We start from the raw sequence: 22,239 nt of genomic DNA, 5'->3' as shown, positions 1-22,239 counted from the left end.
AAGATCCAGTCCTACAATTACGAGGCCACCAAGCAGGCCCTCGCCCGCGCCGTCAAGGGCGAGCCCTCCGCAAAGGTCGCCACCGAGCAGCGCGACGCCGTCAAGCATCCCTTCCAGGCCTGAGCCTGAGGGGCGCCTGCGGGCGCGACGCGTAGGAGACGATAGGCCCGGCCCCACGGCCGGGCCTTTTGCATGTGGCAGCCGGTTATGGCTTGGCGCGCCCCGGGGCGGGGGCGTAACCTGTCGGCGGGCCCGGTTGAATACCAGCTGTTAGGGGAATGCCCTCAGGATGCCCGGCGCATTCCGTGCCCCGCGCCGTGACTCGCGCGCCGTGACTCGCGCGCCGTCGTTGCGCCGGCACCGATGGCCGTCCGGGTGGGCACCTGCGCGGGCACGGAAGGCAGCCCTGTCCTGATGGCGCCCATGTCCGGGTCGCCACCCCTTTGGAGGCACCGATGGCGGCGGTCCTGATCATCGTGCTGGTGATATTGACGGTGGCCGCCCTGCCCACCTGGAATTACAGCGCCCGCTGGGGCTATGCCCCGGGCGGCGCGGTCGGCGCGCTGCTGCTCGTGGTGGCGGTGCTGACCCTGACGGGCTGGCTCTAGGTTCTTTTCGTGCCCCGATCCCGGTGCCTGTGATGCCGGTGCTCCTGATGCCGGCATGCCGGGGCCACCGCAGCAGCCCCGGCGCGGGGCGGTTTACATCACCTTGTCGATGACGCGGCCGAGCTTCTCCACCAATTCGCCCACCTGCGCCTCGGAAATGATCAGCGGCGGCGTCACCACCAGGGTGTCGCCGGAGGTGCGGATCATCAGCCCTTCCTCATGGAACGCCCGTTCGAGCCCCTCATAGCCGCGGGCGCCCGGAGCGCCCTCGCGAGCGGGCAGGTCGACGGCGCCGGTAAGGCCGACGGTGCGGATGTCGAGCACGCCGGCCCTGTCGCGCAGGCTCATGATGGCATCGGCCCACAGGGGCTCCAGCCGGCGGGCGCGGCCGAACAGGTCCTCCGCCGCATAGAGATCGAGGGTGGCGAGCGCCGCCGCGCAGGCCAGGGGATGGGCCGAATAGGTGTAGCCGTGGAACAGCTCGATGGTGTGCTCGGGCCCCTTCATGAAGGCCTCGTAGATGCCCTTGCGCACCAGCACACCGCCCATGGGCACGGCGCCGGCGGTGATGCCCTTGGCGAAGGTGATGAGGTCCGGCACCACGCCGTAGCGCTCGGCGGCGAAGGCGGCGCCGAGCCGGCCGTAACCGGTGATCACCTCGTCGAAAATCAGCAGGATGCCGTATTTGTCGCAGATCTCGCGCAGCCGCTGCAGATAGCCCTTGGGGGCGGGCAGCACGCCGGTGGAGCCGGCCATGGGCTCGACGATCACCGCGGCGATGGTGGAGGCGTCGTGCAGGCCGACGATGCGCTCCAGCTCGTCGGCAAAATGCGCGCCATAGTCGGGTTCGCCCTTGGTGAAGGCCTGATGCTCGCGGTCATAGGTGGTGCGCAGATGGTCGACGCCGGTGAGCATGGTGCCGAACGTGCGGCGGTTGGTGACGATGCCCCCCACCGAGATGCCGCCGAAGCCGACCCCGTGATAGGCCCGTTCGCGGCCGATGAGGCGGGTGCGCCCGGCATGGCCGGTGGCATTGTGATAGGCGAGGGCGATCTTCAGCGCCGTATCCACCGCCTCCGAGCCGGAATTGCAGAAGAAGACGTGGTCGAGGTCGCCCGGGGCCAGGGCGGCGATGCGGTTGGCGAGGCGGAAGGCATCGGGATGGCCGAACTGGAAGGTGGGGCCGAAATCCAGCGTGGTGGCGGCGGTGCGGATGGCCTCGACGATCGGCTCGCGATTGTGGCCGGGGTTGGTGCACCACAGGCCGGAACAGCCGTCGAGCACGGCGCGGCCCTCGGGCGTGTAGTAGTGCATGTCCTTGGCGCGGGCGACGAGCCGCGGTCGCTTCTTGAAGGCACGGTTGGCGGTGAACGGCATCCAGAAGGCATCGATGTCGTTCGGCACGTCCGCAACGGAAGCGGTGCTGCCAGCCCTGTCGTCCAGAACCATGATGGTCTCCCTCAAGCGCGCGTGAGCGCTCATGCGGCCATGCTTCGGCCGCCAAGTTCTGCAAGCTATCAGCGCTCCGGCCTCCAGGAAACATCACGCGAGCGCGGCTCAATCCTCTTGCATGCGCATGGCTTCTGACAGAAAAAGACCCCATGACCATGGGTAATGCCGGCAAAATGGAACCCAACGACGCTGCAACGCCCGACGTTGCGCCGGCGGATGGCGTGTTGCCGGCCGCCGAGGGGGGCGCCGCCGGATCCATGTCCGCCGGATCCCTGTCCACAATATCCGCGCCCGTCGAAGCCCTGCCCGTCGAAGCCCTGCCCGTCGAAGCCCTGCCCGTCGAAGCCCCGCCCGCCGAAGCGGCGCCGGCCGACGAGGAGGTGGTCGAGGCGCTGGAGCGGGTGCTGGCGGCGCCGGACCTGCGCACCTCGCCACGGCTGGGCGCCTTCCTGCGCTATGTGGTTGAAGCGAGGCTTGCCGGGCGGGCCGAGCAGATCAAGGGCTACACCATCGCGGTGGAGGCGCTGGGCCGGCCGGCCTCCTTCGATCCCCAGTCCGATCCCATCGTGCGGGTGGAGGCGACCCGCCTGCGGCGGGCCCTGCAGAACTATTACAATACCGATGGCCTGGACGACCCCCTGCAGATCCTGATCCCCAAGGGGGGCTATGTGCCGCAGTTCGTGCCGCGCAAGGGGGCTGTGCCGGCGGTGACGTCGCCGGCCGCCGCGGTGCCGGCGCCACTGCCCGAGGCTGCGCCGGTGCCGATCCCGGTGCCGGCTCCGGCGGCGCGAGCCCCCCGCCGCTGGGCCGCGGCTGCCATGACCGCCGTCGTGGCGGCGACGGCCGCCTGCGCCACCGCGGCGGTGCTGTGGCTGAGCGGCATGGAGGCGCCGCCGGTTCTGCAATCGTGGCTGGGGGGGCGCCCGCCGCTGGCGGACCGGGTGCGGCTGCCCATCGTGGAGGTGACCAGCCTTGCCTCCAACGACAGCCGCGAGGTGGTGCGCAACGACCTGCGCAGCATCGAGGAGCGGCTGCGCGATGCTTTCGCCCAGTTCGATTTCGCCGAGGTGCGGGCCGGCACGGGAGAGGGCCTGGCGGCACGCGAATGCAATGGCCGCCAGCCGCGCTCGGTGTTCGTGCTCGGCGGCCTCGCCGAGCCCCGCGCCGATGGCACCTTCTCGCTCATGCTGCACCTGGCGGACCGGTGCGAGGGGGTGATCGTCTGGTCGCAGGCCATTGACGGTCTCAAGGCGGAGCCCGGCAGCCAGGAGACCGAGCTGCAGGTGGTGCGCGAGGTGACCCCGGCGCTGATGGAGAGCTATGGCGTGGTGCCGGTGCGGGCGCGCTCGCAGGTGTTGGCCCATGCCCCGGGCTCCGGCTTCGGCTGCGTCGCCGCGGCGTTCGCCGTGCTGCGCAACGACGGCAGCGCCAGCGCCACGACGCCCCGGGCCTGCCTGACCAGCCTGGTGACGCGGGATGGGGAATTTGCCCTCGGCCATGCGGTGCGCGCCTCCGTGCTGCTCGACGAGGCCATGCGTGGCGTCGCTCCCGCCGCGGACACGGAGCACAATGCGCTGATGCTGCGGGAGGCGGAGCTGGCGGCCGATCTCGCCCCCACCAGCGCCTATGCGGCCCGCACCCTGGCGCTGGTGCAGCTCTACCTTGGCCAGACCGAGAATGCGGTGGCCTCCGGCGAGCGGGCGCTGCGGCTCAATCCCCTGGATTTCGATGTGGCGGCGGCGGTGGGATCGGTGCTGATCGGCGCTGGCCGTGTCGAGGAGGGGGAGGCGCTGCTGCGCGCCGCGCAGGCCCATGGGGCCGGTCGGGCACCGCTGCAGGAGGCCTATCTGGCCATCGCCGCCTTCCTTAAGCGGGATCCCTTCGCCGCCCAGGCCATGGTGCCGCAGCTGCGCCTGCACAGCGGGCCGCAGAGCCGGCTTGCCCTGGCCCTGGCGCTGCACGCCCTGGAGCGCAGCGGCGATGAACGGGAGGCTGTGCGCGCCCTCGCCCGGCTCGACAATGGCGGGGCGGAGGGGGTGCGCCGGCTGGTGCGCCACCTGCTGCCGGCGCCGGCCGTCTCCGAGCGGGCATTGGATGCCCTGGAGGCGGCGGGCCTCTCCCAGGAGGCGGCGACCCTCAAGCGCCCGAGGGGCTGAGCGGCGGCTGGGGCTCGGGCATCCGGGTGCAAGCCGCCAGACGGCCCATCGGCAGTTGCTCAGACGCCGATGGCAAGGATTTGTTTACCCCCGGCGGGGCACCCTGAGCGCCCGCCTCCTGCCCACGTGTGCCGTTCATGACCGTCGTCCGCTCCGCCCAGAACCTGCGTGTGCTCGTCTGTGATCCGGATCCGGCGGCCCGACGCGGGCTGCGGGCTGCCCTCGGCCGCCGCGACGCCCTGAACATGATGGAAGCGGAGTGCCTCGAGGCGGCCTTCGTGCTGGCGCCCCATTGCGACGCCGCTTTGGTGGCCATGGGGCCGGGCGAGGAAGACATGATCGCGCGGCTGCGGGCCGCCGGGTTGACAGGGGTGATGATCGTCGCCCTGGCCCAGGGGTCGGTGGCCGGCGCGGTGGCCGCCATGCGGGCCGGCGCCGACGACGTGGTGTTGAAGCCGGTGCGGGCGGAAGACGTGGCGGAGCGCCTCGTGGCGGCCGCGCCCGCCGAGCGGCCGGAGCGGCGCCGGGCCATGCGCGAGGATCGGCGGCCCCCGGCGGCCACCCTCCATTCGGATTTCTGCGGTTTTCTCGGCCGCTCCACCCCCATGACGCGGCTTTATGAGCAGATCAACCGGGTGGCCGCCTCGCGCGCGCCGGTGTTCGTCACCGGCGAGAGTGGCACCGGCAAGGAACTGGCGGCCAGTGCCGTCCACGCCCGCTCGCCGCGCCACGCGGGGCCGTTCCATGCGCTGAACTGCGGTGCCATCCCGCGCGAGCTGATGGAAAGCGAGATCTTCGGCCACGCGCGCGGCGCCTTCACCGGCGCCCATGCGGAGCGCTCCGGCGCCGCCGAGCTGGCCGACGGGGGCACCCTGTTCCTCGACGAACTGGGTGAGATGGACCTCGCCTTGCAGGCCAAGCTGCTGCGGTTCCTGCAGGATGGAAAGGTGCGGCGGATCGGCGAGGGGCATGAGCGGCAGGTGGACGTGCGCATCGTCTGCGCCACCAATCGCGATCCGGTGGCGGAAGTGAAGGCCGGCCGCCTGCGCGAGGATCTGTTCTATCGCCTCCATGTGCTGCATCTGCATTTGCCGCCGCTGCGGGAGCGGGGCGAGGATGTGATCCTGCTGACCGAGGCGTTCCTGGCCCGCTTCGCGGGCGAGGAAGGGCGGCCGCTGCCGCGGATGACACCGGAGGCGGCCGAGGTGCTGCGCCAGCGCCAGTGGCGCGGCAATGTGCGCGAGCTGCAGAATCTGATGCGCCGCGCGGTGGTTTTGAGCGACGGACCGGTGCTGTCGCCGGCCCTGTTCCAGGATGACCGCATGGACGGTGACGCGGTCTCGACGGAGCGGCGCAGCGCCCCGGTTCTGGCGGCGGCCGTGCCGGCCCCCGGCGGGTTGCCGGTGACCCCGGGCCTGCGCATCGTCGAACCGTTCGCGGTGGTGGAGCGGCGCACCATCGAGGCGGCGATCGCCGCCTTTGATGGCAATATCACCCTGGCTGCGGCGGCGCTCGATCTCAGCCCGTCCACGCTCTATCGCAAGAAGCTCGCCTGGCAGCAGTCGGATCCCGACCATGGGGATGTCGGCGCCGATTCCCACGTCGCCTGAGCGTTGGGCGGGGCGCTCAGGCGCGCTTGCGCAGGATCTTCAGCCGGCCCAGCAGCTCGGCCACCGCCTCGGGGGGCAGGTGGCGGATCTCCTGCGCCAGCAGGTTGGCAAGCTCTGTGGCTTCCGGGCTGAGGCCCGAGGTGTCGACGCTGACCTTCGGCTGGGACAGCTCGGCGAGCCGCTGCAGGTCCTCCGCCTCGTCCCAGATGACGTTGAAATAGGCGATGACGCGCTGCACCAGCGCCCAGGTGGGCCGCCCGCGCTTGCCGTTTTCCAGCGCCGAAAGATAAGTGGGGGTCACGCCCAAAGCGTGCGCCATCTGCGTGAGCGTCACACCCCGGCTGGCGCGCAGATCTCGCACCCGGCGACCGAACGGCGTCATGGGTCCCCTGCTTGTCTGGCTGGCGCGTCTTGCGCGCCTTCCTCCGCTCCATCGCAGGGATGGCGGCGCAAGTCCACCAGCAGGCAAGCCCAGGAGCCAACAACGCCACCAGCTACTTCAGCCCGAGCCTCGCCGGTCTGCACCGGCGATGGGCTGCCACATGCGGCGCGGCCGGGGATAAGGCCCGGCCCGCGCTTCAGGGTTGGGGTCTCTGGGTTGGGGCGCGCTCAGGTCCAGTCGCTGTCGTCGCCGCCCAGGTCCCAGCCACCGTCGTCGAGGCTGGCATTCTGCGGGTCGACGTCCCAGAAGCTGTCGCTCTGCCCCTGGCCGCCCAGCGCCTGCTGGGCTTCGGCGCCGAGGTCGCCGGCGGCATCGGTCACCGGTTTCACCGCGTCTGCCGCCTGCTGGGCAATGGCGCCCTCGCCGCCAGACATCATGCTCTTGATGCCGTCGAACAGCAGCGCGCCACCGGCGACGCCGGCTGCAGTGGCCAAAGCGCCCTGCAGGAAGCCGCCGCCGCGCTGCGCGGGTGCCCCCTGCATGGGCTGCTGCTGGCCCCAGGGGCCGCCGGCCTGCTGGGCGGCCTGCGGGTAGCCCTGCTGGCCATAGCCCTGCTGGTTATAGCCGCCCTGATTGTAGCCGCCCTGATTGTAGCCGCCCTGGGCATAGCCCGGGGGCACGCCCATGGGCTGGTCGGTCGGCCGCGCACCCGCCGCCGGGACCGACCCACGGCCGCCGCCGAACAGGCCGCCGAGGAAGCCGCCGGAGGCCCCCTGTGCCGGCTGCGCGGCGTGCGCGCGGGCCTCGGCGTCCTGAAGCTGGGCTTCCAGCTCCTGAACGCGGGCGTAAGCCTGCTGCAGGGCATGTTCCTGCACCAGCACGCTCTGGGCGAGCGCATAGGGTGCATAAGGTGCCTGGGCGACGCGGCGCGCGATCAGCGCTTCCGCCTCTGCGTCACGCGGCGCGCTCTCGAACTCGCGCATGCGGTCGAAAAGGCCGTCGATCAGGGCACGTTCCTCGGGGGTCATCTCCGCCTCCGGTGGTTGGACCGGGAGGGATATGAGCAGCCAAGGGGGGCGCCGATAGGGCGGGCGCAGATGAAATTTTCGTAACGTCAGGTAGCCCGATGGGGTCTTCCCACGTCATGCCGGGCTCCGCTTTCGGCTTACTCGGCGGCGTCGGCCGAGCCGGATGAGGCCTTCGCGCCCACGCCGAAGCGCTGTTCCACATAGGCTTCCACCATCTGGCGGAACTCTTCCTGGATGTTGGCCCCGCGCAAAGTGGCGACCTTCTTGCCGTCGATGAACACCGGGGCGGAGGGGGTCTCGCCGGTGCCGGGCAGGGAGATGCCGATGTCGGCATGCTTCGATTCCCCCGGCCCGTTCACGATGCAGCCCATGACCGCCACGTTCAGGGTCTCGACGCCGGGATATGTCGCCTTCCAATGGGGCATGCGGGTGCGGATCATCTCCTGCACGCTCTGCGCCAGCTCCTGGAACACGGTGGAGGTGGTGCGGCCGCAGCCGGGGCAGGCCGCCACCAAAGGCACGAAGGTGCGCAGGCCCATGGTCTGCAGGATTTCCTGCGCCACCTGCACCTCGCGGGTGCGGTCGCCGCCCGGCTCCGGGGTCAGCGACACGCGGATGGTGTCGCCAATGCCCTGCTGCAGCACCACGCCCATGGCGGCGGTGGAGGCGACGATGCCCTTGGAGCCCATGCCCGCCTCGGTGAGGCCGAGATGCAAAGCGTAATCCGAGCGGCGCGCCAGCTCGGAATAGACGGCGATGAGGTCCTGCACCGCCGAGACCTTGGCGGACAAAATGATGTGATCGCGCGCAAGGCCGATCTCCTCCGCCAGCGCCGCCGACAGAAGCGCCGAGCGCACGAGCGCCTCGCGGGTCACCGCGCGGGCCTCGGCCGGGTGGGGCAGGCCGGCGTTTTCGTCCATCAAGGCGGTCAAGAGCTCGCCGTCGAGGGAGCCCCAGTTGGCGCCGATGCGCACCGGCTTGTCATTCTTGAGGGCGGTCTCGACGATGGCAGCGAACTGCCGGTCCTTCTTGTCGCCGAAGCCCACATTGCCGGGATTGATGCGGTATTTGGCGAGGGCCTCGGCGCAGGCCGGGTGATCGGCCAGGAGCTTGTGGCCGATGTAATGGAAATCGCCCACCAGCGGCACGTCGATGCCCTGCGCCAGCAGCTTCTCCCGGATGTGGGGCACGGCCGCCGCCGCCTCGTCCCGATCCACCGTGAGGCGCACCAGCTCCGAGCCGGCGCGGGCGAGGGCCGCCACCTGGCGCACCGTGCCGGCCACATCGGCGGTGTCGGTGTTGGTCATGGACTGCACCACCACCGGGGCACCGCCACCCACCATCACCGCGCCCACCCGCACCCCCACCGTGGGGCGACGGCCGGCAGGGCCGGCCTGCAGAAGCTCGGTGGGCACCACCGCGGGCGCCGCGATCGGGGAGGGGGCAGAGGTCATGGCCGGAAGATCCTCGGGCAGCAGGGTCACGGGCGCCATGAGCGCGCCGGCAACGCCATCGAGGTAGGCCCGGGCGGCGCCAGCGTCAACCGGCGGAGGGCTCAGGCGCCGTCGGGCGCGGTGGCGCCGTCGCGTTCCGCCGCCTCGCGGCAGCGGGCGCAGGTGCCGGCCACCTCCAGCACCCGCTGGCGCGGGGTGAAGCCGGCGGCGCGGGCGGCCCAGGCGAGGTCGCGGCCCACCGCGTGGGAGCCCACTTCCCGGGTGAGGCCGCAGCGCTCGCAGATCAGGAACACCACCACCTCGTCGATGTCGTGGGGGTGGGTGCAGGCGAGATAGGCATTGCGGCTCTCGATGCGATGGGCGAGCCCCTCGGCCACCAGGAAATCCAGCACCCGATAGACCGACATGGGCGGCGCGCCCTCGCCCTCGGCGGTCAGCCTCTCGACGATGTCATAGGCGCCGAGCGGCGTGTGGCTCTGCGCCAAGGCCCGCATCACATTGCGCCGCAGCGGGGTGAGCCGCAGGCCCTTGGCCACGCAGCATTGCTCGACGCGCGCCACCGCCCCGGCCACGCATTGGCTGTGGTCGTGGTCGTCGCCGGAGGGGCTGATATGCATTTCTTCGCGGGTCACAGATCCGATGTAATGCATGGAGGCCCGTTCCGCCATCGCCACCGCGACGACGCTGGAGCTTAACCATAATCTGATACCAGAAGCGCAGCGCGCGACCACCCCGCATTTTGCGGGATGGCGCGCATTGCGTCGCTTCGCGGGCCAAGGCAAGCTGCGCCGCGCGGGGGATCGTCGCGATCATCCGCATGTGACAGCATCGTCACAGCGCATCGCTAGATGGTGATGCCGCGCCTTGCGCGCTCACCTGCGCCGGATTGGGGAAAAGCCATGTTCAAAGGGAAGGTCGCCGTCGTCACCGGCTCCACCAGCGGAATCGGGCTCGCCTATGCCCGCGCCTTCGCCAAGGAAGGCGCCAACATCGTCATCAACGGCCTCGGCGATGCGGCCGCCATCGAGACCGAACGCGCCCGCATCGAGACCGATTTCGGCGTGAAGTGCCTCTATTCGCCGGCCAACATGCTGAAGCCCGAAGAGATCGAGGGCATGGTGAAGCTGGCCGAGACCGAGCTCGGCTCCTGCGACATCCTGGTCAACAATGCCGGCATCCAACATGTGTCGCCGATCGAGGAATTCCCGATCGACAAGTGGAACATGATCATCGCCATCAACCTGTCGGCGGCGTTCTTCGCCATGCGGGCGGCGATCCCCGGCATGAAGGCCCGCAAGTGGGGCCGCATCATCAACACCGCGTCGGCCCATGCCCTGGTGGCCTCGCCCTTCAAGTCGGCCTACGTCTCGGCCAAGCACGGCATCGCCGGCCTGACCAAGACCGCCGCCCTGGAAACGGCGCAGTTCGGCATCACCGTGAACGCCATCTGCCCCGGCTACGTCTGGACCCCCCTGGTGGAGAAGCAGATTCCGGATACCGCCAAGGCTCGCGGCATCTCTGAGGAAGAGGTGAAGAAGAACGTCATCCTCGCCGCCCAGCCCACCAAGGAGTTCGTGACGGTGGAGGAAGTGGCGGCCTATGCCGTGTTCCTCGCGTCCGACAATGCCCGCTCCATCACCGGTTCCATGCAGTCCATCGACGGCGGCTGGACCGCGGAGTGATCCGCCGCGCGGCGGGTCGGGGGTGGGTCGCAACAGACCCGTGCTGAGGAGGCGAAGACCCATGGCCCGTCGCGACGGCGAAAAGAAGTCCCTGTCCCTCGCGCTCCAGGGGGGTGGCGCCCACGGCGCCTTCACCTGGGGCGTGCTGGACCGGCTGCTGCAGGACGAGCGGCTCGTCATTGGCGGCATCTCCGGCACCTCGGCCGGCGCCATGAACGCGGTGGTGCTGGCCAACGGCCTCGCCAAGGGCGATCCCGAGGAGGCTCGCCACGGCCTCACCCAGTTCTGGCGGGACGTGTCCCGCGATGGGCGCATGTCGCCCTTGCAGCGCACCGCCTTCGACCGGCTGATGGGCAATTGGTCGCTGGCCCGCAACCCGGCCTATCTCGCCTTCGAGGTGGCCTCGCGCTTCTTCTCCCCCTACGACTTCAATCCGCTGAACATCAATCCGCTGCGCGAGATCCTGGAGGCGCACGTGGATTTCGAGGCGCTGCGGCGCTCGCAGGTGAAGATCTTCATCTCCGCCACCAATGTGCACACCGGCCGCGCCCGCATCTTCGGCCATGACGAGATGACCGCCGATGCGGTGATGGCCTCCGCCTGCCTGCCGTTCCTGTTCCAGGCGGTGGAGATCGAAGGCGTGCCCTATTGGGACGGCGGCTATATGGGTAATCCGCCGCTGTTTCCGCTCTATGAGAAAGCGGATGCCGACGACATCCTGCTGGTGCAGATCAACCCGGTGGCCCGCAAGACCACGCCGCGCACCGCCTCGGAAATCCAGAACCGCATCAACGAGATCACCTTCAACGCCTCGCTGCTGGCGCAGCTGCGGGCCATCGACCACGCTGCCAAGCTGATCGACCAGGGCCTATTGAGCCGCTGGACCCTGGGCGGCTCCAGCTTCCGCCGGGTGCGGTTGCACCGCATCGGCGGCGAGGACCAGCTGATGGCGCTCGATGCGACCTCCAAGCTCAATGCGGAATGGAACTTCCTGCAGCATCTGCGCGATCTCGGCCGGGCGGCGGCAGAGATCTTCCTTGATGCCCATTTCGACGACCTCGGTCGCCGCTCCACCCTCGATCTCAGCCTGGAGCTCGCCCCGGACTGAAGTCGGCCCGGTCGGCGCTCACCCCGTGCTCGTGCGCCGGCGCGGTGGCCCGGTGGGCGCATGGGGTTCCGACATGAGGCTGGCGGTCCTAGATAAGGCCTGGCGCATTCCGCGTATCGCATCGTTGGCAGCCGGCTCCCATGATCCCCTCATCGCCTGACCCATCGCCCACCCCGTCCGCCACCTATGACTGGCGGGGCGTCCGCCTGGAGGTGGTGACCGGCGACATCACGCGCCTCGCCCTCGATGCCATCGTCAATGCTGCCAACAGCTCGCTGTTGGGCGGTGGCGGGGTGGATGGCGCCATCCACCGGGCGGCAGGGCCGCAGCTGCTGGCCTTCTGCCGTACCCTCGGCGGCTGTCCCACCGGCGCCGCCAAGCTCAGCCCGGGCTTCGCCCTGCCGGCGCGCCATGTGATCCACACGGTGGGGCCGGTGTGGCAGGGCGGCGGGGTGGGGGAGGACGCTCTGCTCGCCGCCTGCTATGCGCGGAGCCTGGCGCTCGCCGCCGGCGCCGGGCTCGGCTCCATCGCCTTTCCCGCCATCTCCACCGGGGTGTACGGCTTTCCGGCGGAACGGGCCGCCCCGCTCGCCGTGGGCGCGGTGCTCGACCATCTCGAGGCCGCCTCCTCGGTGACGCGGGTGGTGTTCTGCTGCTTTTCTCCCTCTTCCGCCGAAATGCATGACCATGCCCTTGCCGCCAGCCGCGCCACCCGCCTCTGATACCCCCGCGCCCGACCTGCCGATCCTGCATCGCGACGGCATGATGTTGATCATCAACAAGCCCTGCGGCCTGCCGGTGCATGCCGGGCCCAAGGGCGGGGAGACCCTGGCCGATCATCTCGACGCCTTGCGCTTCGGCCTGCCGCGGGCGCCGGAGCTGGCGCACCGGCTGGACAAGGACACCTCCGGCTGCCTGGTTCTGGGCCGCCACGCCAAGGCGCTGGCGCTGCTGGGCAAATTGTTCGCCGCCGGGCAGGTGGACAAGACCTATGTGGCGCTCACCCGCGGCGCGCCGGCGGACGATGCCGGGCGCATCGACCAGCCTTTGGCGAAGCGCTCGCCCCATCGCGGCTGGTGGATGCAGGCGGTGCCCAAGGGCACGGCGGGGGCCCAGGAGGCCGTCACCGATTATCGCGTGCTGCATCGGGGCGAGGGGCTGGCGGTGCTGGCCCTGTCGCCGGTCACCGGGCGCACCCATCAGTTGCGGGCCCATCTCGCCCATCTCGGCGCGCCGATCCTCGGCGATGCCATCTATGGCGGCGCCTCCCGCCTGCCGGGCGGGCCCAAGCTGCACCTGCATTCGCGCCGCATCGTGGTGCCGCTGGCCAAGAACGGTGCGCCGGTGGCGGTGAGCGCCCCTTTGCCGCCGCATATGTGCGAGACCCTCAAGGCCCTGGGACTCGACCCGGATGCCATCGGCACCGCGGCGGACACGGCCTTCTGACGCGGGCCGGGTGCCACCGGCTTGTGATGGGGCGGGGTGCGTGCGCCGCTGGTGCCTGTGGCGCGGCGTGCTAAGCTCGTGCGAGTTCCGGGCGGCAAGGTCCTCTGGAAAAGCCCCGCGCGGGCGCGAGTTTCTCGCGAGATCATGGAGATGGCGTGAGCCCGGCGAAGCGGCCTCTGGATGGCGCGGAGGAAGACCCGAAGCTCTCGGCGGATGCCGCCAGGGCGGCGACGGCCCAGCGGCTGCTGGCGCGCGCCGTGCGGCGGGCCCGCCTGAGCCTCACCTGGGAACGGATCTGGCCCGGCCTGGCATTGCCGCTGCTGGTGGTGGGCCTGTTCCTGGCGGTTTCGTTCGCCGGCCTGTGGCCCGCCCTGCCGGCGCTGGGGCGGGTGATCGGCGTTGCTGCCTTTGCCCTCCTGCTGCTGCTCTCTCTCATTCCTCTGCTGCGGGTGCGGCTGCCGGGTGATGCCGAGGCTGTGGCGCGGCTCGACCGGGAAAGCGCCCTGGCGCACCGGCCAGCCACCACCCTTTCCGATCGCCTCGCCACCCGCCCGGATGATCCGGTGGGCGCGGCCCTGTGGCGGGCGCATCTGGCGCGGGCGGTGACGGCCGCCGCGCGCCTGCGCGCGGGCCTGCCGGCGCCGGGCCTCGCGAAGCGTGACCCGCGCGGCCTGCGGGCGCTGGTGGTGCTGGCCCTGTTCGCCACCTTCTTCATGGCGCCGGGGGCACATCTCGCCCGCATCGGCGCCGCCTTCGACTGGCGGGCCCTGACCCCGCCGACCCCGTTCCGGCTCGATGCCTGGGTGGATCCGCCTGCTTACACCGGTCGCCCGCCCGCGGTGCTGCCGGGGCTGCGCTGGGATGAGCCCACGGCGCTGAACGCCACCGCCCTGCAGGTGCCGGCGGGCAGCGTGCTGGTGGTGCGGGGCGCCGGCATCGATCTCGACGGCCTGAAGCTGGAGGGGGGCATCACCCCCCTGGCGCCCTCGGCGGGTGATGCCGGGACGGCGGCGGAAGCGCCGGCTGCCGCCCGCGAGCAGCGCTTCGTCATCCACGATACGGGCGACGTGAGTTTCGTGGGGCCCGATCAGCGCCGGGTCATGTGGCATTTCAAGGCGCTGCCGGATCTGCCGCCGACCGTGGCCTTCGCCCGCGAGCCCAAGCCCGGGCCGCGCAACGTGCTGCAGCTCGCCTATCGCATCGAGGACGACTATGGCGTGAAGGCGGGCGAGGTGGAGATGACGCCGGTACCGGCCGAGCCGCCGCTGTTTCCCCGCCCCGGTGCGGCGGCCCCGCGGGTGCCGGAAAAGCCGCTGGTTCCGGCGCCGGAGGTGAAGCTGGTGCTGCCGCCCGGCGGGCGCAGCGGCGCCGCCCAGACCTCGGCGGATCTGGTGGCCCATCCCTGGGCCGGCGCCACCGTCAAGCTGACCCTCAAGGTGCGGGACGACGCCGGCAATGAGGGGCGGAGCGAGACCCGGCAGGTGCGCCTGCCGGCGCGCAGCTTCTCCAATCCGATGGCGCGGGCGCTGATCGACGAGCGGCGCCTTCTGGCCTTCGATGCCCGCAACCGGCGCCGGCTGGTGGCGGTGCTGACCGCCCTGACCGACACGCCGGAGGCGTTCGCGCCGCCGCTCGGCCAGTATCTCGGCCTGCGGGCGGCGCTGGCCCAGGCCAAATATGCCCGCAACGACGATGATCTCAGGGCGCTGGTGGACTATCTGTGGGAGATGGCCGTCCAGATCGAGGATGGCACCCTCACCGATGCGGAACGCGCCCTCAAGGCCGCCCAGGAGGCCCTGCGCGAGGCCCTGGAGCGGGGCGCCAGCGATGAGGAGATCCAGCGCCTCACGCAGGATCTGCGCGCCGCCATGGACAAGATGATGCGCCAGCTGGCCGAGCAGAGCCGGCGCGACAGCGGCACCGACGCCCGCCCGCTCGACCCCAACACCCGCATCGTGCGGCCGCAGGATCTCCAGCGCATGCTGGACCAGATCGAGAATCTCGCCCGCTCTGGCAATCGCGAGGCCGCCCAGCAGCTGCTCGAACAGCTGCAGGCGATGATGGAGAACATGCGCCCCGGCAATCGCCAGGCCGGCCGCCAGGGCAACCGCCAGCAGAGTGAACTGGGGGCCATGATCCAGGAGCAGCAGCGCCTGCGCGATCGCACCTATCGCCAGGGCCGGGAGAGCGGGCGCGAGCAGCAGGGCGCGGAGGGCGGTTCGCAGGAGGGCGGCCCGCAAGAGGGCGGCCCGCAAGAGGGGGAGGCCGACCGCCAGGGCCGCTTCGACGAGCTGCGGCAGGGCCAGCAGGAGCTGCGCCAGCGGCTGGGCCGCATGCGCGATGCCCTGCGCGAGATGCAGCGCGGCCAGCAGGGGCAGCAGGGCGAGAACGGGGAACCGCAAGGCCAGGGTGACGGGCAGGGTGAGGGCCAGGCCCAGGCCCAGGCGATGGATCGCGCCGGAGAGGCCCTCAGCCGGGCCGAGCAGGCCATGCGTGAGGCCGAGGAGGCTCTCGGCCGCGGCGAGGGGCAGACCGCCCTCGATGCGGAAGGCCGGGCCCTGCAATCCCTGCGGCAGGGCGCCCAGGCCCTGGCCCAGGGCCAGCGCGGCAACCAGAATGGTGAGCCGGGCCCGGGCGGTCCGGGCGAGGACAGCGCCCAGCGCACCGATCCCCTGGGCCGGCCCCTGCGCGGCCAGGACTATGGCGACGATTTCACCGTCAAGGTGCCGGACGAGGTGGATGCGCAGCGCGCCCGCCAGGTGCTGGAGGAATTGCGGCGCCGCCTGGAGCAGCCGGGCCGGCCGCGCCTGGAGCTGGATTATCTGGAGCGCCTGCTCAACGGGCTGTGACCGGGGAAGGGGCTTGCAACTTCTCGTCGACATGCCGTTGCGTGCGTTGCGGTCTGGCCGCCACACTCTTATGGTCGAGGCATTGTCCTCGCACGTGGCCGGTCGCACCCGTTGTCCTCATGACCCTGCATCACCCAAATCCCCATCGTTTCAAGGCCGTCTTTCAAACCTTCGAGGACCTCGCCGATGGCGCCGCCGGCCCCGATCGCCTCGCGGCGCTGCGCGCCGAACTGGCGCGCCGCGGCCTTGACGGTTACGTGATCCCACGCGCCGATGCCCACCAGAACGAGTATGTGCCGGCCCGCGAGGAGCGCCTCGCCTGGATGACCGGCTTCACCGGCTCGGCCGGCCTGCTGGTGGTGCTGAAGGACGAGGCGGCGTTGTTCGTCGACGGGCGCTATGTGCTTCAGGCGCCGGCCCAGGTGGAGACGTCAGCCTTCAGCGTGGTGCCCCTCTCGGAGCTACGGCCGGAAAAATGGCTGGAGAGCCACCTGCCCAAGGGGGCGAGCCTCGGCTTCGACCCCTGGCGCACCACCCTGGACGGCCGGGACCGGCTGGCCAAGGCGGTGGCCCTGGCTGGCGGCATCCTGGTGTCGGTGCCGGAGGATCCGGTGGCCGCCCTGTGGTCGGACCGGCCACCGGCGCCGCGCGAGCCGATCCGCCTTCTGGATCCCGCCATCGCCGGCGAGACGCCGGTGGCCAAGCTGCGCCGGGTGCAGGAGACGCTGCGGGAGCAGCGGCTGGACGGGCTGCTGGTGTCCGATCCCCATTGCACCGCGTGGCTGCTCAACATCCGCGGTGGCGACGTCGCCCACACGCCGCTGCCGCTGGCGTGGTGCGTGGTGCCGGCGGATGGCCTGCCGCACCTGTTCGTCGACCACGCCAAATTCAGCCGCGAGGTGCGCGCCAGCGTGGCCGAGCACGCCCATATTCATCCGGTGAGCGAGCTGGAGGCGACCCTGGCGGCGCTGGCCACCGGGCGCACCTTCCGGGTGGACCAGGCCACCGCGCCGGTGCACCTGGCGCAGGTGATCGAGGGCGCGGGCGGCACGGTGGACAAGGGGGCGGACCCCATCGCCCTGTTCAAGGCGAGCAAGAATCCGGCGGAAATCGCCGGCATGCGCGCCGCCCATGTGCGCGACGGGGTGGCGCTGGTGCGCTTCCTGGCGTGGTTCGAGTTCGCCGCCCTGGGGGGGCGCCTCACCGAGATCGATGTGGTGGAGGCGCTGGAGACCTTTCGCCGCGAGACCGGCGCGCTCACTGACGTGTCCTTCCCCACCATTGCCGGCGCGGGGGAGAATGGCGCCATCGTCCATTACCGGGTGACCCGGGCGACCAACCGCGCGCTTCATCCCCACGAGCTGTTCCTGCTCGATTCCGGTGCCCAATACCCCGATGGCACCACCGACATCACCCGCACGCTGGCGGTGGGGATGCCCTCGGAAGAGATGCGGGCGCGCTACACCCTGGTGCTGAAGGGCCATCTCGCCCTCACCCTGGCGGTGTTTCCCACCGGCATCACCGGTGCCCAGCTCGATCCGCTGGCGCGGCAGTATCTGTGGGCGGCGGGGCTCGATTTCGATCATGGCACTGGCCATGGGGTCGGTGCCGGCCTGTCGGTGCATGAGGGGCCGGCGCGCATCTCGCCGCTCGGCTCGGTGCCGCTGGCGGCGGGCATGATCCTGTCCAACGAGCCGGGCTACTACAAGAAGGGCGCCTACGGCATCCGCATCGAGAATCTGGTCCTGGTGGAGCCTCGGACCGTCCCGGGCGCGGAGAAGCCATGTCTCGGCTTCACCACACTGACGCTGGTGCCCTACGACCGCAAGCTCATCGATCTCAGCCTCATCACGCCGGCCGAGCGGGGCGCCATCGACGCCTACCACCGCCTGGTGCGCGGCGCCCTGACGCCGCTTTTGGAGGGCGATGACCTCGCCTGGCTGATCCGCGCCACCGCCCCACTCTAGGGATATGGTGCTGCGCCGCCGAGGCCGGCCCTTGCGCGCCGTTGGTGCGCTCGCTTGGTGCGCTCCTTGGTGCGCTCACTTGGACCACGCCGAACCTGCCACGGGCCCGTCCGGCGCAGGTGTCACGACGCCGCGCGGGTGGCCGGCGGCGTCTCTTGCGCCGCACACCAGGCGCGCCAGCCGCCGAAGGCGGTGATGTCGGTGGCGGCGTCCACCGCGTAGCGCTCCACCAGGAAGCCCTGCGGCCGGCTGCCGTCCTCAAGGGCGATGCGGCCGAGGCCGAGGGGCGCGGGAATGGCCGCCACGAAGCGGGCGAAGCCCGTCTCAGGCAGGGTCCACACCTCCACCTCGATGGCCGCGCCGGCCCCTGGCCCCACCTTCAGCAGGCCGGGCTTGGCGGGCACCGTGTCGGGCAGCAGGTAGAGCGCATAGTCCGGGGCGGTGCGCACGGTGCGCGCGAGGCGGGCGCCGAGGCGGGTCAGCTCGCCATTGAGCGCCATGCCGGAGAGGTGGGCGCCCACCACGGCGAGCTCGATGTCCGACGACACCGGCGCACGCACGGGCGGCAGCGGCGGGGCCCCGGTGACCCGGGCCGCGAAGGCGGCGGCCGAGCGGTCGCCGCCACCCCGGGCCAGAACGGTGATGCTGCCGGGCCGGCCATCGGCGCGGCTGCCACAGGGCACGGCGATGCCGCACCAGTCCAACAGGTTGACGAAATTGGTGTAGGTGCCGAGCCGGGCATTGGGGCCGATCGGGTCCGCCTCCACCTCCTTCACCGTGCAGAAGGTGGGCATGGTCGGCACGCACAACAGGTCGATGCCGTCGAGGGCGATTTCCGCCTCCCGCGCCAGCGCCTTCAGGCGATAGAAGCCGTTGAAGGCATCCACGGCGGTGAGGTCGCGCGCACCCTCGATGATCCTGGCGGTCACCGGATGCAGGCTGTTGGGATGGGTCTTCAGGAACGGCGCCACCGCCGCCAGCCGCTCGGCCACCCAGGCGCCCTGGTAGAGCATGTCGGCCACCGCATAGAGCGGGGCGAAATCCACCTCGCGCACCTCGACGCCGGTGGCCCGCACCTGCGCCACCGCCGCCGCGAACGCCGTGGCCTGGAGGTCATCGCCGAAGAAGCGGATGCTGCCGGCGGAGGGAATGCCCACCACCTGCGGCGCCATTTCGCCCCGCACGTCGCGATCGCGGGAGAAGGGATCGGCCGCATCATAGGCCGCGACCAGATCGAACACGCTCCAGGCGTCGGCGATGTCGAAGGCGAACACCGAGATGCAGTCGAGGGTGCGGCAGGCCGGCACGGCGCCGCGGCTGGACAGGGCCCCCAGCGACGGCTTGAGGCCGACGATGTTGTTCAGCGCCGCCGGCACCCGGCCGGAGCCCGCGGTATCGGTGCCGAGCGCGAAGGAAACGATGCGCCGGGCGGTGGCCACCGCCGAGCCGGAGGACGAGCCACCGGGCACCAGCGCCGGGTCGACCGCGTTCAGGGGCACCGGATAGGGGGTGCGCAGGCCGACGAGGCCGGTGGCGAACTGGTCGAGATTGGTCTTGCCCACATAAAGGCCGCCTGCCGCCTTGAGGCGGGCCACCACCGGCGCGTCGGTGTCCGGCACATAAGCGAAGTCGGGGCAGGCGGCAGTGGTGGGCACCCCGGCCACGTCGATATTGTCCTTCACCGCGAAGGGGATGCCCCACAGCGGCTTGGCTACGGGGTCGAACGGGCCGAGGGCGCGGGCCTGGGCGATCAGGTTCTCGCGGCTTTCCATGTTGAGGAAGATGCCGGGATCACTTGCCGCGCTGTGGCGCGCCAGCAGCGTGTCGATGGTCGCCTCCACCGGTGTGCCGGCGGCATAGGCGGCATGGAGGGCGGGAATGGTGAAGTCGTCGCCGGGCCTGGAGCCCGGCGCAGCGCCGAACGCGGACATCACGTCTCTCTCAGATGGGGGGATGCGGAATGGCCGCCAGGAGGGCCTTGGTGTAATCGTGCTCGGGCGCCTCGAGGATCTTGGCGCAATTGCCCTGCTCGACGATCTCGCCACCCTTCATGACGATGACGCGCTCGCACAGGAGCTTCACCACCGCCAGATCGTGGGACACGAACAGATAGCTCATGCCGAGCTTTTCCTTCAGGTCCACCAGCAGGTTGAGCACCACCGCCTGGACCGAGACGTCGAGTGCGGCGGTGGGCTCGTCCAGCACCAGCAGATCGGGCGAGACGGCGATGGCCCGGGCGATGCCCACGCGCGCCTTCTGGCCGCCGGACAATTGGTGGGGGAAGCGATCGAGCAGATGGTGGGGCAGGCCGCACAGGGTGGCGAGCTCCTCCACCCGGGCGTTGAGGGCCGCTCCGGACAGGCGCTCGCCCCCCTTCAGCCCCAGCTGTAGCAGCGGATCGGCGATGGAGCGGCGGGCGCTGAAGCGCGGGTTCAGGCTGTCGGTGGCGTCCTGGAACACCATCTGCAGCCGGCCGCGATAGGGCGAGCGGGCGAAGGCGCCGGCGGGGATCTCGCCAATGTCGGTGCCGTCGAAGCGGATGGTGCCGGAGGTGGGGTCCAGAAGCCGCATCACCATGGAGGAGGTGGTGGACTTGCCGCAGCCGGATTCCCCCACCAGGCCGACGCTCTCGCCCCGCCCGACGCTGAAGGAGATGCCGCCCACCGCCCGGAACACGCCGCCCCGGGCCGACTTCAGCGGATATTCCTTCACCAGGTTGCGCACCTCCAGCAGCGGGGTGCGATCCTTGGCCGCCGCAGGCTCCGGGGCGGCGGCGGGCTCGGCCGGCCGCATGTCCTCGGGCAGCAGGTCACGCACCGAGTCCGTGCCGTGCGGCGTCGCCCGCAGCAGCTTCTTGGTGTAGGCGTGCTGGGGGTTGCGGAACAGTTCCAGCGCGGGGGCGGATTCCACCACCTCGCCGCTCTTCATGACGATGAGGTGGTCGCAATAGGTGGCGGCCAGCCCCAGGTCGTGGGTGATGAGGATCATGGCCATGCCGCGCGCCCGGGTCAGCTCGGCGACGAGATCCATGACCGCCTTCTGGGTGGTCACGTCGAGGCCGGTGGTGGGCTCGTCGGCGATCAGCAGCTGCGGCTTGCAGGCCAGCGCCAGGGCGATGACGATGCGCTGGCACATGCCGCCGGAGAGCTCGAACGGATAGGAATGGTAGCGCTCTTCCGGATTGTTGATGCGCACCTGCTTGAGCACCTCGATGGCCTTCTCGCGCGCATTGTGCGCGTCGGCTTGGACATGCTGGCGCAGCACGTCCTCGATCTGGTGCCCGACCTTGCGAATGGGGTTGAGCGCGGCGCGCGGGTTCTGGAAGATCATGGAGATCTCCCGGCCGCGGATGTCGCGCATGGCGCGCTCGGAGGCCGAGCCGATGTCCATGCCCTCGAAGGTGATGGCGCCGCCGGCGATCACCCCCGCCGCATCGAGGATGCGCATGAGGGAATAGGAGGTGACCGACTTGCCGGAGCCGGATTCGCCGACGATGCCCAGCGTCCGGCCCTTGTCCAGGGTGAAGCTCACATCGCGCACGGCATGCACCAGGCCGTTGCGGGTCTTGAAGTCGACGCTGAGGTTGCGCACGTCCACGAAGGCGGTCATGGCCTGTCTCCTCAGCTGCGCTGGCGCGGATCGACGATGTCGCGGAGGCCGTCGCCGAGCATGTTGAAGGTGAACACGGCGAGCATCAGCGCGGCGCCCGGGAACAGGGCCAGCCACCACTCGCCGGAGACGATGAAGCGGGCGCCCTCGGCCACCATGATCCCCCACTCCGGGGTGGGCGGGCGCACGCCGAGGCCGATGAAGGACAGGCCTGCCGCATTCAGGATCGCCCAGCCGAGATTGAGGGAGATCTGCACCATCATGGGCGGCAGAGCGTTGGGGAAGATCTGGGTGGCGAGGATGCGCAGGTTGGAATTGCCGGACAGGCGCGCCGCCTGCACGAAGCCGGCCTCGCGGCGGATGTTCACCTCGGTGCGGCTGACGCGGGCATAGAAGGGTAGGTTCACGATGGCGGTGGCAATCACGATGTTCTGCACCGAATTGCCCATCGCCGCGACGATGCCCATGGCCAGCACGAACAGCGGGAAGGCCATCAGCGTGTCGAGCAGGCGCGAGACGATGCGGTCGGTCCAGCCGCCGTAGAAGCCGGCCAGCGAGCCCAGCGTGGACCCGGCGAAAAAGGAGATGACCACCGCCGACAGGGAGATGAGCAGATCGAGCCGGGTGGCCACCACCACGCGGGAGAAGACGTCGCGGCCGAGGTCATCGGTGCCGAACCAATATTGCCAGGACGGCGGCTTGAGGGCGTTGGCGGCGTTGCTCTGGTAGGGGTCGTGCGGCACCACATAGGGGCCGATCAGCGCCGCCAGCACGAACAGCGCCAGAAGCACGAAGGCCAGGAGGGTGATGGGGTTGGAGCGCAGCACGTAGAGGGTGTGGGTGATCAGGCCCGGGGCGGCGCGCGCCGGTTCAGCCGTGGATGTCATC

The 22,239-nt window shown here is 70.8% G+C and carries 19 protein-coding genes; 11 read left to right on the top strand and 8 right to left on the bottom strand.

Annotated elements, in window-relative coordinates:
• Together MEU52_RS19270 and MEU52_RS19265 are read left to right on the top strand one after the other, a co-directional pair.
• Window positions 1–123 (top strand): formaldehyde-activating enzyme (locus MEU52_RS19270; protein WP_238123599.1); only part of this gene is annotated, 123 nt, incomplete at its 5' end.
• Between the two features lie 332 nt (window positions 124–455).
• On the top strand, window positions 456–608 hold the full coding sequence (locus tag MEU52_RS19265; RefSeq protein ID WP_238123586.1) for a DUF3309 family protein: 153 nt from the start codon (window positions 456–458) through the stop codon (window positions 606–608).
• A 93-nt stretch (window positions 609–701) separates the two neighbouring features.
• Here the strand turns inward: MEU52_RS19265 and MEU52_RS19260 are convergent, their stop codons facing one another.
• On the bottom strand, window positions 702–2,057 hold the full coding sequence (locus tag MEU52_RS19260) for an aspartate aminotransferase family protein (protein ID WP_238123585.1): 1,356 nt from the start codon (window positions 2,055–2,057) through the stop codon (window positions 702–704).
• 152 nt (window positions 2,058–2,209) lie between these two features.
• On the opposite strand from MEU52_RS19260, the gene MEU52_RS19255 reads away from it, so the two are divergent.
• Together MEU52_RS19255 and MEU52_RS19250 are read left to right on the top strand one after the other, a co-directional pair.
• Entirely contained in the window at window positions 2,210–4,216 is a 2,007-nt protein-coding gene (locus MEU52_RS19255) for a hypothetical protein (protein ID WP_238123584.1), read from the top strand.
• Window positions 4,217–4,353: 137 nt separating this feature from the next.
• Entirely contained in the window at window positions 4,354–5,826 is a 1,473-nt protein-coding gene (locus MEU52_RS19250; RefSeq protein ID WP_238123583.1) for a sigma-54-dependent transcriptional regulator, read from the top strand.
• A 16-nt stretch (window positions 5,827–5,842) separates the two neighbouring features.
• Here MEU52_RS19250 and MEU52_RS19245 read toward each other — a convergent pair whose 3' ends face one another.
• The 4 genes from MEU52_RS19245 to MEU52_RS19230 all read right to left on the bottom strand — a co-directional run bounded on the left by MEU52_RS19245 (window position 5,843) and on the right by MEU52_RS19230 (window position 9,340).
• Window positions 5,843–6,208, bottom strand: coding sequence for a helix-turn-helix domain-containing protein (locus tag MEU52_RS19245; RefSeq protein WP_238123582.1), 366 nt, complete (start codon window positions 6,206–6,208; stop codon window positions 5,843–5,845).
• 227 nt (window positions 6,209–6,435) lie between these two features.
• Window positions 6,436–7,236, bottom strand: coding sequence for a DUF2076 domain-containing protein (locus MEU52_RS19240; protein ID WP_238123581.1), 801 nt, complete (start codon window positions 7,234–7,236; stop codon window positions 6,436–6,438).
• Window positions 7,237–7,373: 137 nt separating this feature from the next.
• On the bottom strand, window positions 7,374–8,690 hold the full coding sequence (gene ispG / locus MEU52_RS19235) for a flavodoxin-dependent (E)-4-hydroxy-3-methylbut-2-enyl-diphosphate synthase (protein WP_238123598.1): 1,317 nt from the start codon (window positions 8,688–8,690) through the stop codon (window positions 7,374–7,376).
• A 101-nt stretch (window positions 8,691–8,791) separates the two neighbouring features.
• Complete coding sequence (locus MEU52_RS19230; RefSeq protein ID WP_238123580.1) at window positions 8,792–9,340, bottom strand: Fur family transcriptional regulator; 549 nt, start codon at window positions 9,338–9,340, stop codon at window positions 8,792–8,794.
• Here MEU52_RS19230 and MEU52_RS19225 point away from each other — a divergent pair.
• From MEU52_RS19225 to MEU52_RS19195, 7 genes are all read left to right on the top strand, one after another.
• Complete coding sequence (locus tag MEU52_RS19225) at window positions 9,339–9,545, top strand: hypothetical protein (protein WP_238123579.1); 207 nt, start codon at window positions 9,339–9,341, stop codon at window positions 9,543–9,545. The two genes, MEU52_RS19230 and MEU52_RS19225, sit on opposite strands and share 2 nt — an antisense overlap.
• Window positions 9,546–9,589: 44 nt before the next feature.
• The gene (locus tag MEU52_RS19220; protein WP_238123578.1) at window positions 9,590–10,372 is read left to right on the top strand and encodes a 3-hydroxybutyrate dehydrogenase; all 783 of its coding nucleotides are present in this window, start codon (window positions 9,590–9,592) and stop codon (window positions 10,370–10,372) included.
• 61 nt (window positions 10,373–10,433) lie between these two features.
• Window positions 10,434–11,480, top strand: a complete 1,047-nt coding sequence (locus tag MEU52_RS19215) for a patatin-like phospholipase family protein (RefSeq protein WP_238123577.1) — start codon at window positions 10,434–10,436, stop codon at window positions 11,478–11,480.
• A 140-nt stretch (window positions 11,481–11,620) separates the two neighbouring features.
• Window positions 11,621–12,202: an O-acetyl-ADP-ribose deacetylase gene (locus tag MEU52_RS19210; protein ID WP_238123576.1), complete on the top strand. Its 582-nt coding sequence runs from the start codon at window positions 11,621–11,623 to the stop codon at window positions 12,200–12,202.
• The gene (locus tag MEU52_RS19205) at window positions 12,168–12,926 is read left to right on the top strand and encodes an RluA family pseudouridine synthase (protein WP_238123597.1); all 759 of its coding nucleotides are present in this window, start codon (window positions 12,168–12,170) and stop codon (window positions 12,924–12,926) included. The genes MEU52_RS19210 and MEU52_RS19205 overlap by 35 nt, the downstream gene beginning before the upstream one ends.
• 155 nt (window positions 12,927–13,081) lie before the next feature.
• Complete coding sequence (locus tag MEU52_RS19200; protein ID WP_238123575.1) at window positions 13,082–15,775, top strand: TIGR02302 family protein; 2,694 nt, start codon at window positions 13,082–13,084, stop codon at window positions 15,773–15,775.
• A 119-nt stretch (window positions 15,776–15,894) separates the two neighbouring features.
• The gene (locus MEU52_RS19195; protein WP_238123574.1) at window positions 15,895–17,742 is read left to right on the top strand and encodes an aminopeptidase P family protein; all 1,848 of its coding nucleotides are present in this window, start codon (window positions 15,895–15,897) and stop codon (window positions 17,740–17,742) included.
• Window positions 17,743–17,864: 122 nt separating this feature from the next.
• Here MEU52_RS19195 and atzF read toward each other — a convergent pair whose 3' ends face one another.
• Genes atzF through MEU52_RS19180 form a run of 3 tightly spaced genes read right to left on the bottom strand, consistent with a single transcriptional unit; the run spans window position 17,865 to window position 22,238 of the window.
• Window positions 17,865–19,673, bottom strand: a complete 1,809-nt coding sequence (gene atzF / locus MEU52_RS19190) for an allophanate hydrolase (protein ID WP_238123573.1) — start codon at window positions 19,671–19,673, stop codon at window positions 17,865–17,867.
• A 10-nt stretch (window positions 19,674–19,683) separates the two neighbouring features.
• Window positions 19,684–21,351 carry a dipeptide ABC transporter ATP-binding protein gene (locus MEU52_RS19185; protein ID WP_238123572.1) on the bottom strand — a complete coding sequence of 556 codons (1,668 nt, stop codon included), beginning with the start codon at window positions 21,349–21,351 and terminating at the stop codon, window positions 19,684–19,686.
• 11 nt (window positions 21,352–21,362) lie between these two features.
• A complete protein-coding gene (locus MEU52_RS19180) occupies window positions 21,363–22,238 on the bottom strand; it encodes an ABC transporter permease (RefSeq protein ID WP_238123571.1) in 876 nt (291 codons plus the stop codon).
• Window position 22,239: the final 1 nt, after the last annotated feature.

Origin of the sequence: Xanthobacter sp. NM-25 (assembly GCF_022138605.1) — a bacterium.
Taxonomy (GTDB): domain Bacteria; phylum Pseudomonadota; class Alphaproteobacteria; order Rhizobiales; family Xanthobacteraceae; genus Xanthobacter.
This window is presented reverse-complemented; position numbering and strand designations above follow the sequence as displayed.